The following is a 13,304-nucleotide window of genomic DNA, read 5'->3' as shown; positions in this document are numbered from 1 at the left end:
CGCCTTTTTGGATCAATCACTCATCTCAACTTATTTGGAGATGTGAGCGATCAGGTCCAGTACTTTGTTAGAGTAGCCGGTTTCGTTGTCGTACCAGGAAACCAGTTTCACGAAGTTGTCGTTCAGTGCGATACCTGCTTTAGCATCGAACACGGAAGTGCACACTTCGCCGTTGAAATCGGTAGATACAACGTCGTCTTCGGTGTAACCCAGAACGCCTTTCATTGGGCCTTCGGAAGCAGCTTTGATTGCTTTCTTAATTTCTTCATAAGAAGCAGCTTTTTCCAGACGAACGGTCAGGTCAACAACGGATACGTTAGGAGTTGGAACGCGGAACGCCATACCAGTCAGTTTGCCATTCAGTTCTGGCAGTACTTTACCTACAGCTTTAGCAGCACCGGTAGAGGATGGGATGATGTTCTGAGCCGCGCCACGGCCGCCGCGCCAGTCTTTGTGAGACGGGCCGTCAACGGTTTTCTGAGTAGCGGTGGTCGCGTGAACGGTAGTCATCAGACCTTCGATGATGCCGAAGTTGTCGTTGATCACTTTAGCCAGCGGTGCCAGGCAGTTGGTGGTGCAGGATGCGTTAGAAACGATGTCCTGGCCAGCGTAAGTTTCGAAGTTTGCACCGCGAACGAACATTGGGGTGTTGTCTTTGGAAGGACCAGTCAGAACAACTTTCTTCGCACCCGCAGTGATGTGTTTACGTGCAGTTTCGTCGGTCAGGAAGATACCGGTTGCTTCAGCAACAACGTCAACACCGATTTCGTTCCATTTCAGGTTAGCTGGGTCTTTCTCAGCAGTAACGCGGATGGTTTTGCCGTTAACAACCAGGTGGCCGTCTTTCACTTCAACGGTGCCGTCGAAACGACCGTGAGTTGAGTCGTACTTCAGCATGTACGCCATGTATTCAGCGTCCAGGAGATCGTTGATACCAACGATTTCGATGTCAGAACGTTTCTGAGCAGCACGGAAAACAATACGGCCGATACGGCCAAAACCGTTGATACCTACTTTGATAGTCATATATTCCACCAGCTATTTGTTAGTGAATAAAAGGTTGCCTGTAAAATTACAAAAACCTTACGCAGCGTCAAGCGGAATCGTGTCAATCATTGCGACAAATCAATCCTGTGACTAACGTTTGTGCGACTGACTCGCCTCACTTTCCCTTTGAGCTTGCAACCACATGGGGGCTGCGCCCGGAATTTTAAAGACCTCGCAGGATAAAAATGTGAACGTGATCACAATTGCCTGACCGCCTTTTCGCGACACATAAGTTTAGAACAAAAGTGCACGCAAGGGTGTTAATGTTTTGTTAGAATCCGGGTTAAAAGATGTCTGTTTCTACAGCGAGATGTAAGCATATGTCGAACCAACATAACCCTGACGATTTGAAAAAAAACCTCACCGAAATGCAGTTTTACGTGACCCAGAATCACGGCACGGAGCCGCCATTTACCGGGCGACTACTGCACAACAAGCGAGACGGTGTCTATCACTGTCTGGTCTGCGATGCCCCGCTGTTCAATTCACAAACGAAATACGACTCCGGCTGCGGCTGGCCGAGCTTTTACGAGCCGGTGAGCGATGACGCAATTCGCTATCTGACCGACTCGTCGCACGGTATGGTGCGCACGGAAATTCGCTGCGGTAACTGCGACGCGCACCTGGGGCACGTCTTCCCGGACGGTCCTCAGCCAACGGGTGAGCGTTTCTGCGTGAATTCAGCCTCAATGAGCTTCACCGATGACGAAAACGGCGACCAGATTAAGGGTTGAAAAAACGATTCAGCAAATTATTCCTTTAAAAGGGAGAGATCGTGAATATTGAGGACATGATTAACGGGATGACCCCGGAAGTTTATCAGCGTCTGGTGACCGCCGTTGAGCTGGGAAAATGGCCGGACGGTGTGGCGCTCACGCCTGAGCAAAAAGAGAACAGTTTGCAGTTGGTGATGCTGTGGCAGGCGCGCAATAACACCGATGCGCAACACATGACTATCGACACTAACGGTCAGATGGTGATGAAGAGCAAGCGCGAGCTGAAGGAAGATTTTGGCATCACGCCGAAGCCGATTGCGACGATCAAAATGCAATAACGGTACGGGTTGATGCCCTCACCAGGCCCTCTCTCTGTGGGAGAGGGCCTGGTGTCTTACTACTTATGCGGGATCCCGAGCGACTCCGCCAGCTGTTTCGCTAACTGATTATTGTCGTCTGCTCCGTACTCCCAGAACATCGCCCCGGCGAGGCCTTTCTCTTTGATGTAGTCCGCCTTGATCGCGACAGAACGCGGATTCTCATACGAAATCGCAAACAGCGCGTTGCCATCGGCACCCTTTACCGAGAGCCACGGTACCTTCGCCTGGTCGTCCCAGTGCTCGGTGAAACGCTTCTGCGGATCGTTCAGCAGCTTCTTCACGATATCGTTGTACTTCACGTAGGTATCTTTAGTCAGGTCATAGCCGAGCGACTTAAACAGGGCGATCTCCTGCGGTCCAAAGTAGGGCTGTGTGACCGGATTTTTTTGCGCGTCCGGCTTGCTCCAGTCAATGCCCGGTTCAACCGCACGTTTCGGTACGCGGCCGTAAAAACCGATCCCGAGATTCATCTGCTTCGGCTTAAGTCCGGCGGCCAGATAGTTGTTCACCACAAAATCGACGCTGTATTTGTCGGCGGCAGCCACCGTTGGCCAGGCGCTGGAGTCATACAGGTTCGCGTTGAAGTACTGTGTCCCGTACGCCATGTCGTAGGTCATCAGGTTGATGTAGTCGAGGAGCGGGGCGATGGCTTTAACATCCACCCAGCTTTTCGGACTTTCCGCATTCGCGCCCACCGCAATGGTCACCAGCTTTTTCTGCCCGAACGCGTCGCGCATCTCTTTCAGCAGGGCGGTGAAGTTATCCCTGTCGGCGGGCTGGCTTGCAACCAGCCCCCACGCGCCGTTGACCGGATATTCCCAGTCGAGATCGATCCCGTCCAGACCGTATTTCTCAACAATTTCCTTCGCGGAGCGGATAAACACCGCGCGACTCTCCTGGGTTGCCGCTGCGCCAGAGAAGCCACGCGCCCCCCAGCCGCCAACGGAGAGCAGGACTTTCAGGTTCGGGTTTTGCTTACGCAGAGTGGGGATTAAGGCCAGATCGGACGCCACTTTTGGCGACAGCCAGATTTGATGCAGCTTCGCCGGATCTTTCAGCGCGGGGTTGGTCTCGTCTTTCTCGTTGTTATAAACAAGCCCAAACGAGTAGTTCAGATGGGTGATCTGACGAACGTCCAGTTTATTGATATCGCCACCCGGTCCGGCGGTGACGTCGCCACCCCCGTTAAAGTAGCCCACGGACATCAGAGGTGCGGCGGAAGCAAGCGACGCGCAAAGCAAGGGTAATGCTGCCAGCAGGGGCAAACGTTTCATACAAGTTCCTCTTTGACTTAATAAAATAACCACGCCACAGAAAAGGCGTGGCGAAAAAACAGCCTGAAGAGAATAGCATTGCCGCTTCGCTGAGGATGCGAGGGAGTTCACTTTATGGGGATTGGGGAGGGGTTTTGCCGGGTAAGCGTCAGCGCCACCCGGCTTAAAAGGCTACGCCTGCGTTTCCTGCCAGTCTGCCAGCGTATACAGCGTGGCACCTTCGGCGGCCATATCCATAAATGCCTGAGCGCTGTCCTGTGGTTGGATGTTCACCCCACGACAGCCGTCGGTGATGACGCTAACGGTATAACCCAGCTGGAGCGCGTCCAGCACGGTAAACTTCACGCAGTAATCCGTCGCCAGACCCAGCACGATCAGCTCCGTGATTTCATGGTGACGTAACCAAGCATCCAGCGCCGTCTTCTGGCGATGCCCGTTATCGAAAAATGCGCTGTAGCTGTCGATAGCCGGATTTTCACCTTTATGAAACACCGCGTCGATGGCCTTCTGATTCAGGAGCGGGTGCAGCTCCGCTCCTTCGGTCTGCTGTACGCAGTGATCCGGCCAGAAGGTTTGCGCCAGACCGTCGAGTTCACCCTGGGTGAAAGGCTCAACGTTGTGCTGGCTGGCAAAGCTGCCGTGGTTCGCCGGGTGCCAGTCCTGGCTGGCGACAACCGCTTCACCGCGGGCTTTGCACCAGTCAATCAGGGTATTTGCCACGTCAACGGTACTGTCACCTTCGGCGACGGCCAGCGCGCCGCCCGCGCAGAAATCATTTTGCAAATCGACCAGTAGCAGGGCGCGTTGCTTCATGAGAGCTCCTTATTCGTCCGGGGTCAGCTCGCCGCGCAGGTTTTGCATCATCGCGCTGCGAATGGACTGAATGTCCAGATCCTGACTCAGTAAATAGTGAAGTTTAGTCAGCGTTGCCTCAACGGTCATATCGAAACCGCTGATCACCCCCGCATGCGCCAGCGCGTTGCCGGTGGCATAGCCGCCCATATTGACCTTGCCAGACATGCACTGGGTCAGGTTTACCACCACAATTCCGCGCTCGCTGGCCTCCTGAAGCTCTTTCAGGAATTCACCGTTCTGCGGGGCGTTGCCCACGCCGTAGGAGCGCAGCATCAGCGCCTTCACCGGCTGGCGCAGGAAGTTACGCACCACGTCCGCAGAGATACCCGGATAGATGGTGACCACGCCAATCGGTTGTGGCGTAATCGGATGCACAATCAGCTCGCCCGCGGTGTTTGGCGCAGGCGGCGTGCCCAGACGACGGATATGAATCCCGGCCTCCAGCAGCGGCTGCAGGTTGGGTGAGGCGAAGGCGTCAAAGCCGTCGGCGTGGGCTTTGGTGGTGCGGTTACCGCGATACAGACGGTTGTTAAAGAACAACGACACTTCGTTAATCGGGTAATTCGCCGCCACGTACAGGGAGTTCAGCAGGTTGATCTGCCCGTCGGAGCGCAGCTCCGCCAGCGGAATTTGCGACCCGGTCACAATAACCGGCTTGCTCAGGTTCTCCAGCATGAAGGAGAGCGCCGAGGCGGTAAACGCCATGGTGTCGGTGCCGTGCAGGATCACGAAGCCGTCGTACTGGTCATAATGGGCTTTAATGTCATCCGCGATGTGCTGCCAGTCTTCCGGCGTCATGTCGGAGGAGTCCATCAGCGGCTCGTATTCGTGGATAGTAAAGTCAGGCATTTCCGGACGGTGGAATTCGGGCATCAGCGCAAGCTGACGCTGCAGGTGGCCGGAGACGGGGATATAGCCGTTTTCAGAGCGCTGCATACCGATGGTACCGCCAGTGTAGGCTACATAAATGGATTTCTTCTGCATGGTAGTGAGTTCTTGTTCTTCAAAAGAAAAAAATCCCCTCTTCGCGGGAAGAGGGGACGGTTTTTAACGGACGTTCGCGCAGGTCAGGCAAAACGCGTAACGACTCTGTGGATCGTTAAAGGCCGCAAGCTTATCGCTTTCTGCCTTCATCGCTTTTGCCGCCGTGGCGACCGGCGCAGGCAGGTAAGCCTGCAGCGCCTCAGGCAGCATGGCACGCACCGAGCCGGACATGCTGTCCATGACCATATCGAAGAACGACGGTTCGTCCTGGTAATACTCGATATGCCACTGCTTCAGCTTCGCCAGTTCGGCGGCTTTCTTCACCGCGTCATCGAAGTCACCCAGGCTGTCCACCAGTCCATTGCTCTTCGCATCCTGACCGGTCCAGACGTGGCCCTGCGCAATCTGGTCAATCTGCTCAGGCGTCTTTTTACGCGAGTCCGCGACCAGGGTGATAAAGCGTTTATAGCCGTTCTCAATGCTGAGCTGCATCATCTCAGAGACTTCCGGCGGCAGGGATTTGGTCACCGAGACATCCGCCAGCGGAGAGGTCGCTACGCCGTCGGTATGCACGCCCAGATAATCCAGGCTGTTCTCTACGGTGTTGATCACCCCGAAGATGCCAATCGAGCCGGTCAGCGTGCTTGGGTTAGCCACGATGTAGTTGGCTGGCGTTGAGATCCAGTACCCCCCGGAGGCGGCCATTCCGCCCATTGAGACGACGACCGGCTTGCCGGCGGCGCGCGCCGCGGCCAGTTCAGCGCGGATCACCTCGGAGGCGCTGACGCTGCCGCCTGGGCTGTTGACCCGCAGAACAATCGCCTTCACTTTCGGATCGAGGCGCGCATCGCGGATTTGTGACGCCGTGGTATCGCCGCCCACGTTCCCCGGGGTCTCCTGACCGTCCATGATCGCACCGTTGGCAAAGACCACCGCGACGCTGTCACCGCTCTCATCCGGTTTCTTCGTCGAGTAATCATACATGCTGATAGCGCTGTAATTTTTGTCCTCTTTGCTCCAGCCAAACTGTTTGCTCAGGGATTTTTCAATCTCGGCGCTGGTGCCCAGGGCATCAACCAGTTTGTTATCGAGCGCATACTTCGCGGTATCGCCGTCAACCTTGCGCAGGCCTTCCAGCACGCCCTGCGCGCCGGGGAACACCTGCTCAGGCGTAATCTGACGATTAGCGGCAACGGTACCCAGATAGTTCTGCCACAGCTCGCCAATCCAGCGGCTGTCCGCTTCGCGGGCGGCAGGCGACATATCGTCGCGAATAAACGGCTCCACGGCGGATTTATACGTGCCGACGCGGAAGACGTGGGTGGTGACCTTCAGCTTGTCGAGCAGAGACTTGTAGTACAGGCCGTTGGTGGCGAAGCCGTGCAGATCGACCGCACCCTGCGGAGAGAGCCAGATCTTATTGGCGAAGCTCGCCAGATAATATTGCCCCTGGCTATAGCTGTCGCCTACGGCAATCACCGGCTTGCCGCTGTCGCGGAATTCGCGCAGCGCTTTACCGATGTACTGCATCGACGGCTGATCGCCTCCGGCAAAATCTTTCAGATCCAGCACGATGCCGGTGATGTTGCGGTCATCTTTCGCCTGGCGGATGGTATCGACGATATCGAAGAGAGAGTTTTCCTGCAGGCGGTCGGACGTGGCGCCAAACAGCTGGCGACCAATCACGCTCAGGCGACTGCTGGTGGACGGCTTATCAACGATGACGCCGGTAATATCGAGTAACAACGCGCCGCGCGTTGAATGCTGCGCCTGATTCGCGTTGCTGATATGCATCCAGATGCCCGCGCAAACCAGAACCAGCAGGATGAAGAAGATGTTCATCACCAGATTGCGGACGAAGTTGAGCAGTCGCCACGTCCATTTAAAGAAACCGGCAATAATTCGCCAAAGGGTTCGCATGTATTCTCCCTAACCAGAAAATGACTGTTTCCGTCGCCACTGGACGGTAATGTTGGGTTATCGTAATGACCCAACCGCCACTTGTCAGCAGGAATCGCCTGCCAGGCTGTAACAAAATCTGCCGTCGTGTTAATTTTGTGAGTAAATTTCAAGAAAGGAGTTAACCAATGGACGCACTCGAACTGCTTGTTAACCGCCGTAGCGCTTCCCGTCTGGCCGAACCTGCCCCGGCAGGCGAGCAGCTGGAGAACATTCTGCGTGCCGGCATGCGTGCCCCCGATCACGGCACGCTGCAGCCGTGGCACTTCTTTGTGATTGAAGGCGAAGGCCGCGATCGCTTCAGCCAGCTGCTGGAGCAGGGCGCGGTAGCCGCAGGGCAGGATGAGAAGGGGATCGATAAGGCGCGCAATGGCCCGTTTCGTGCACCGATGATTATTGCCGTCGTGGCAAAATGCCAGGCTGGTCATAAGGTGCCGGTCTGGGAGCAGGAAATGTCTGCGGGCTGTGCGGTGATGGCGATGCAGATGGCCGCCGTCGCGCAGGGCTTCAACGGTATCTGGCGCACCGGACCGCTGACCGAAAGCCCGGCGGTCCGGGACGGTTTTGGCTGCGGTGAGCATGACAAAATTGTCGGTTTTCTCTATCTCGGCACCCCGCAGCTCAAAGCCTCCAGCACCATCAGCGTGCCGGACGTCACGCCTTTCGTCAGCCGCTTCTGATAGCGCACGCTAAACTGTCTGGATTCTGAGCATCTGCCGCAGAATTCAGACAGTCATACTTACCTCTTGATGGAATGAGCGCTACCATAGCGCGATTGAGATGACAGGAGACGTCCATGAGCGAGCAAACCATTCGTTTAACGCAGTACAGCCACGGAGCCGGTTGCGGTTGTAAAATTTCCCCGAAAGTGCTTGAGACTATCCTGCACAGTGAACAGGCGAAGTTTGTCGACCCGAACCTGCTTGTCGGCAATGAAACGCGCGACGATGCTGCAGTTTATGACTTAGGTAACGGCACCAGCATTATCAGTACCACTGACTTCTTTATGCCGATTGTCGACAACCCGTTCGACTTCGGTCGCATTGCGGCCACTAACGCCATCAGCGATATCTTTGCCATGGGCGGTAAGCCGATTATGGCGATCGCCATTCTGGGCTGGCCGATCAACACCATCCCGCCGGAAGTGGCCCGTGAAGTGATTGATGGCGGCCGTTTTGCCTGCCAGCAGGCGGGGATTGCGCTGGCCGGCGGCCACTCTATCGATGCGCCGGAGCCTATCTTCGGCCTGGCCGTTACCGGCGTAGTGCCGACCGAACGCGTGAAGCGCAACAGCACCGCGCAGGCGGGCTGCAAGCTGTTCCTCACCAAGCCGCTGGGCATTGGCGTGCTGACCACCGCCGAGAAAAAATCCCTGCTCAAACCGGAGCACAAAGGGCTGGCAACAGAAGTCATGTGCCAGATGAACCTCGCGGGTGCCGCTTTCGCTAATATCGACGGCGTGAAGGCGATGACCGACGTGACCGGTTTTGGTCTGCTGGGGCACCTCTCCGAAGTGTGTCAGGGCGCGGGCGTGCAGGCGCAGGTCTGGTACCAGGACGTGCCGAAGCTGCCGGGCGTGGAAGAGTACATCGCGCAGGGCGCGGTTCCGGGCGGTACCCAGCGCAACTTCGCCAGCTACGGTCACCTGATGGGCGAAATGCCTGAAGAATGGCGCAACCTGCTGTGCGATCCGCAAACCTCCGGCGGCCTGCTGCTGGCGGTGACGCCGGAATCCGAAGCCGATGTGCAGGCCACGGCCGCCGAGTTCGGCATTACCCTGACGGCGATCGGCGAGCTGGTAACCGCGCGCGGTGGCCGACCGATGATTGAGATCCGTTAATTCGATGCGGTTGTTTATTGCCGAAAAGCCGAGCCTGGCCCGTGCCATTGCCGACGTGCTGCCTAAGCCGCATCGCAAAGGCGACGGCTTTATCGAATGCGGTAACGGGCAGGTGGTTACCTGGTGTATCGGTCACCTGCTCGAGCAGGCGCAGCCGGATGTTTACGACAGCCGCTACGCCCGCTGGAATTTGAACGATCTGCCCATCGTGCCTGAAAAATGGCGCCTGCAGCCCCGGCCTTCGGTTACTAAGCAGCTCAACGTAATCAAGCGCTTCCTGCATGAAGCCGATGAAATCGTGCACGCGGGTGACCCGGACAGGGAAGGACAGCTGCTGGTGGATGAGGTGCTGGACTATCTTGAACTGGCACCGGAAAAGCGCCAGCAGGTGCAGCGCTGCCTGATCAACGACCTCAACCCGCAGGCCGTTGAGCGGGCGATCTCGCGCCTGCGTTCCAACAGCGAGTTTATTCCGCTGTGCGTCTCTGCTTTAGCCCGCGCCCGCGCCGACTGGCTGTATGGCATCAACATGACCCGCGCCTACACCATTCTCGGGCGCAACGCGGGCTATCAGGGCGTGCTCTCGGTGGGGCGCGTGCAGACGCCGGTGCTGGGGCTGGTCGTACGTCGTGACGAAGAGATTGAGAACTTCGTCGCCAAAGATTTCTTTGAAGTGAAGGCGCATATCGTCACGCCTAAAGACGAGCGCTTTACCGCCGTCTGGCAGCCGAGCGATGCCTGCGAGTCGTACCAGGATGAAGAAGGGCGTTTGCTGCACCGTCCGCTGGCGGAACATGTAGTTAACCGGATTACCGGACAGCCCGCTATCGTTACCAGCTATAACGATAAACGGGAATCAGAACCCGCGCCGCTGCCGTTCTCGCTGTCGGCCCTGCAGATCGAGGCCGCAAAGCGCTTCGGCCTCAGCGCGCAGAACGTGCTGGATATCTGCCAGAAGCTCTACGAAACCCATAAGCTCATCACCTATCCGCGCTCGGATAGCCGCTATCTGCCGGAAGAGCATTTTGCCGGACGTCATTCGGTGATGAACGCCATTAGCGTGCACGCGCCGGATCTGCTGCCGCAGCCGGTGGTGAACCCAGATACCCATAACCGCTGCTGGGATGATAAAAAGGTGGACGCCCACCACGCGATTATCCCGACGGCGCGCGCCAGCAGCGTCAACCTGACCGATAACGAAGCGAAGGTCTATAACCTGATTGCCCGTCAGTACCTGATGCAGTTCTGCCCGGATGCGGTGTTCCGCAAGTGCGTCATCGAGCTGGAAATTGCCAAAGGCAAGTTTATCGCTAAAGCGCGTTTCCTCGCGGAAGCGGGCTGGCGCACGCTCCTCGGTAACAAAGAGCGCGATGAGGAGAACGACGGCACGCCGCTGCCCGTGGTCGCCAAAGACGATGAGCTGCTGTGTGAAAAAGGGGAAGTGGTGGAACGCCAGACCCAGCCGCCGCGCCATTTTACCGATGCGACGCTGCTTTCCGCGATGACCGGCATCGCCCGGTTCGTGCAGGATAAAGATCTGAAGAAGATCCTGCGCGCCACCGACGGTCTGGGTACGGAAGCAACCCGCGCGGGGATCATCGAGCTGCTTTTTAAGCGCGGTTTTCTCGAGAAAAAAGGGCGCTATATCCATTCAACCGAGCCGGGACGCGCGCTGATTCACTCCCTGCCGGAGCTGGCCGCAAGGCCGGACATGACCGCGCACTGGGAGTCGGTGCTGACGCAGATTAGCGAGAAGCAGTGCCGCTATCAGGACTTTATGCAGCCGCTGGTGGGGACGCTTTACCAGCTGATCGATCAGGCTCGCAGCACGCCGGTGAAGCGGTTCAGAGGCATGGTTGCACCCGCTGGTGGCGCGAAGAAACCGTTCAAGAAGAAAAAGAGCGCGGCCTGATACGCCCGGTTTTCTCCCTCTCCCTGTGGGAGAGGACCGGGGGCAGGGCTCCCGGCCGCACGATATAAACCTTAAATCACACCCTGCCCAATCATGGCATCCGCCACCTTCACGAACCCGGCGATATTCGCCCCGCGCACGTAGTTGGTTTGCGACGCTTCACCGCCATACTCCACGCAGGCGTGGTGAATATCCAGCATGATATGGTGCAGGCGCGCATCCACTTTCTCCGCCTTCCAGCCGAGACGCGCGGCGTTTTGCGCCATCTCGAGGCCGGACGTCGCCACGCCGCCCGCGTTGGCAGCCTTGCCCGGTGCAAACAGCACGCGCGCCTCCAGGAACAGGTCCGTCGCGTCGATCGTGGTCGGCATGTTCGCTCCTTCGGCTACCGCTTTTACGCCGTTGCTAATCAACGTGCGCGCGGCTTCCGCATCCAGCTCGTTCTGCGTGGCGCACGGCAGGGCGATATCCACCGGCACGCCCCACGGCTGTTTACCTTCGAGGTAGGTCAGACCAAACTCCCGGGCGTAATCCGCCACGCGACCGTCGCGGCTGGCTTTGATTTCACACAGGCGCGCCAGCTTCTCTGCCGTGAAGCCCGCTTCATCCACCACCGTTCCGCTGGAGTCGGAGGCGGTCACCACGCGAGCGCCAAACTGCATCGCTTTTTCAATCGCGTACTGCGCCACGTTACCGGAGCCGGACACCGCAACGCGCATACCTTCGAAGCCCAGTCCGTGACGCTTGAGCATGGCTTCGGTGAAGTAAACCAGTCCGTACCCGGTCGCTTCCGGGCGGATCAGGCTTCCGCCAAACGATAGCCCTTTGCCGGTAAAGACGCAGGCGCTGTTGTTGGAGAGCTTTTTCATCATCCCGGCCATAAAGCCCACTTCACGTCCGCCCACGCCGATATCACCGGCAGGCACGTCGGTATCCGGGCCGAGGTGACGGTAGAGTTCGGTCATCAGCGCCTGGCAGAAACGCATGACTTCACCTTCGCTTTTGCCTTTCGGGTCGAAATCGCTGCCGCCTTTCCCGCCGCCCATGGGGAGCGTGGTGAGGGCGTTTTTAAAGGTCTGCTCGAAGCCGAGGAATTTCAAAATGGACAAATTCACGGAAGGGTGGAAGCGCATGCCGCCCTTAAACGGGCCGATGGCGGAGTTAAACTGTACGCGCCACGCGCGGTTGACCTGCACCTGATTGCGATCGTCCACCCAGGTCACGCGGAACTGGACCACGCGCTCTGGCTCGACCAGGCGTTCGAGCAAAGACATCTGGCGATAGCGCGGATTTTGTTCAAGGAAGGGCCACAGCGTGGTCATCACTTCACGCACGGCCTGCGCGAACTCGCTTTGGTGCGGGTCGCGCTGCTGAACATGGGCAAGGAAACCTTCCAGAGAGCGTGTCTGATCCATAGATATAAGAACCTCTTATAATCATGCTTGTATGTGATTTATGCGTTTTGTGTTGTTTTTTTGACTATACCACCCGTACTGCTTTGTGTGGCAAGCAGAAATTCAGGGCGAAAGGGAAATTAATGATGGGGGGTGCGTCATAACCAAAAGCGATGACGATATATATTAAAGGTTCCGCGCGGGATTACCGTTATAGTCATTATCAAGGAAACAACAGGAAGATGTGTCTATGAACCGTTATGTACTTACCGCGTTATGTTTGATCTTTACCGCAGGCGCGCAGGCTGACCGCATTCGCCCGGACGTGGAAGTGAATGTGCCGCCAGAAGTGTTTAGCTCCAGCGGCCAGCGTGCGCAGCCGTGTAACCAGTGCTGCATTTATCAGGATCAAAACTATTCTGAAGGGGCCGTCGTGAAGGCGGATGGCGTGCTGCTGCAGTGCCAGCGCGACGAGCGCGCCATCAGCACGAACCCGCTGGTCTGGCGTCGCGTAAAACAATAAACGCCTCCAGCAGGGGAATATCCGCGGGGGCTAAGGTATAGCCAAACGCCTCTTCAGGCGTACACCACGCCAGCGCGCTGTGGTAGTGCGCCCTGAGCTCGCCGCTAAACGCAGGAACGTGCCAGGCGTGCAGGTTGATTAAGCGCTGCGAGACTTCGCGCTGGTGGCTTGCCACGTATTGCGCAGGGTGGGCTTCAATACCTAACTCTTCACGCAGCTCGCGGATAAGCGCCTCGGACTGGGTTTCTCCCGCCTCGACTTTACCGCCTGCAAATTCCCACATGCCCGGCTGGTCGGCGTGGGCAGGGCGCTGCGCCAGTAAAATTTTGTCGTCTTTTTCGATGATGGCGGCAACGACATCGAGTGTTTTCAGCATGGTCGTCAATAATTGATAGCAAAAAAAGACATATTATCGTGCCC

General features: G+C 57.2%; 13 protein-coding genes. 6 read left to right on the top strand and 7 right to left on the bottom strand.

From position 1 onward, the window contains the following. Nucleotides 1-30: 30 nt before the first annotated feature. On the bottom strand, nucleotides 31-1,026 hold the full coding sequence (gene gapA / locus INF77_RS16930; RefSeq protein ID WP_006809136.1) for a glyceraldehyde-3-phosphate dehydrogenase: 996 nt from the start codon (nucleotides 1,024-1,026) through the stop codon (nucleotides 31-33). Between the two features lie 341 nt (nucleotides 1,027-1,367). On the opposite strand from gapA, the gene msrB reads away from it, so the two are divergent. Together msrB and INF77_RS16920 are read left to right on the top strand one after the other, a co-directional pair. Further along, on the top strand, nucleotides 1,368-1,781 hold the full coding sequence (gene msrB / locus INF77_RS16925; RefSeq protein ID WP_028012770.1) for a peptide-methionine (R)-S-oxide reductase MsrB: 414 nt from the start codon (nucleotides 1,368-1,370) through the stop codon (nucleotides 1,779-1,781). A 41-nt stretch (nucleotides 1,782-1,822) separates the two neighbouring features. Next, nucleotides 1,823-2,101 carry a YeaC family protein gene (locus INF77_RS16920; RefSeq protein ID WP_028012771.1) on the top strand — a complete coding sequence of 93 codons (279 nt, stop codon included), beginning with the start codon at nucleotides 1,823-1,825 and terminating at the stop codon, nucleotides 2,099-2,101. Nucleotides 2,102-2,160: 59 nt separating this feature from the next. Here the strand turns inward: INF77_RS16920 and INF77_RS16915 are convergent, their stop codons facing one another. The 4 genes from INF77_RS16915 to sppA form a co-directional block, all read right to left on the bottom strand. Beyond that, complete coding sequence (locus INF77_RS16915; protein ID WP_045630118.1) at nucleotides 2,161-3,417, bottom strand: glycoside hydrolase family 18 protein; 1,257 nt, start codon at nucleotides 3,415-3,417, stop codon at nucleotides 2,161-2,163. A 171-nt stretch (nucleotides 3,418-3,588) separates the two neighbouring features. Continuing rightward, nucleotides 3,589-4,230, bottom strand: a complete 642-nt coding sequence (pncA, locus tag INF77_RS16910) for a bifunctional nicotinamidase/pyrazinamidase (protein ID WP_028012773.1) — start codon at nucleotides 4,228-4,230, stop codon at nucleotides 3,589-3,591. Between the two features lie 9 nt (nucleotides 4,231-4,239). Then, a complete protein-coding gene (gene ansA / locus INF77_RS16905) occupies nucleotides 4,240-5,256 on the bottom strand; it encodes an asparaginase (RefSeq protein WP_193532598.1) in 1,017 nt (338 codons plus the stop codon). A gap of 63 nt (nucleotides 5,257-5,319) precedes the next feature. Continuing rightward, nucleotides 5,320-7,176 (bottom strand): signal peptide peptidase SppA, encoded by a 1,857-nt coding sequence (sppA, locus tag INF77_RS16900; RefSeq protein ID WP_193532597.1) that lies wholly within the window; start codon nucleotides 7,174-7,176, stop codon nucleotides 5,320-5,322. Between the two features lie 167 nt (nucleotides 7,177-7,343). Here sppA and INF77_RS16895 point away from each other — a divergent pair, with 167 nt between their 5' ends. The 3 genes from INF77_RS16895 (at nucleotide 7,344) to INF77_RS16885 (ending at nucleotide 10,967) form a co-directional block, all read left to right on the top strand. Further along, entirely contained in the window at nucleotides 7,344-7,895 is a 552-nt protein-coding gene (locus tag INF77_RS16895; RefSeq protein ID WP_193532596.1) for an NAD(P)H nitroreductase, read from the top strand. 116 nt (nucleotides 7,896-8,011) lie between these two features. Beyond that, the gene (selD, locus tag INF77_RS16890; RefSeq protein WP_100170448.1) at nucleotides 8,012-9,055 is read left to right on the top strand and encodes a selenide, water dikinase SelD; all 1,044 of its coding nucleotides are present in this window, start codon (nucleotides 8,012-8,014) and stop codon (nucleotides 9,053-9,055) included. Nucleotides 9,056-9,059: 4 nt separating this feature from the next. Further along, nucleotides 9,060-10,967, top strand: coding sequence for a DNA topoisomerase III (locus INF77_RS16885; protein ID WP_193532595.1), 1,908 nt, complete (start codon nucleotides 9,060-9,062; stop codon nucleotides 10,965-10,967). A 71-nt stretch (nucleotides 10,968-11,038) separates the two neighbouring features. Here INF77_RS16885 and gdhA read toward each other — a convergent pair whose 3' ends face one another. Continuing rightward, entirely contained in the window at nucleotides 11,039-12,382 is a 1,344-nt protein-coding gene (gene gdhA, locus INF77_RS16880) for an NADP-specific glutamate dehydrogenase (RefSeq protein WP_193532594.1), read from the bottom strand. 229 nt (nucleotides 12,383-12,611) lie between these two features. On the opposite strand from gdhA, the gene INF77_RS16875 reads away from it, so the two are divergent. Further along, on the top strand, nucleotides 12,612-12,884 hold the full coding sequence (locus tag INF77_RS16875) for a YnjH family protein (protein ID WP_023343917.1): 273 nt from the start codon (nucleotides 12,612-12,614) through the stop codon (nucleotides 12,882-12,884). Here INF77_RS16875 and INF77_RS16870 read toward each other — a convergent pair. After that, nucleotides 12,844-13,260, bottom strand: a complete 417-nt coding sequence (locus INF77_RS16870) for a pyrimidine (deoxy)nucleoside triphosphate diphosphatase (protein ID WP_283253314.1) — start codon at nucleotides 13,258-13,260, stop codon at nucleotides 12,844-12,846. The genes INF77_RS16875 and INF77_RS16870 overlap by 41 nt on opposite strands. Between the last annotated feature and the right edge of the window lie 44 nt (nucleotides 13,261-13,304).

Source organism: Enterobacter cloacae complex sp. P1B (genome assembly GCF_014982345.1).
In the GTDB taxonomy this organism is placed as follows: Bacteria; Pseudomonadota; Gammaproteobacteria; order Enterobacterales; family Enterobacteriaceae; genus Enterobacter; species Enterobacter bugandensis.
The sequence above is the reverse complement of the archived record's forward strand: the minus strand, read 5'-3'. Positions and strand labels throughout refer to the sequence as shown.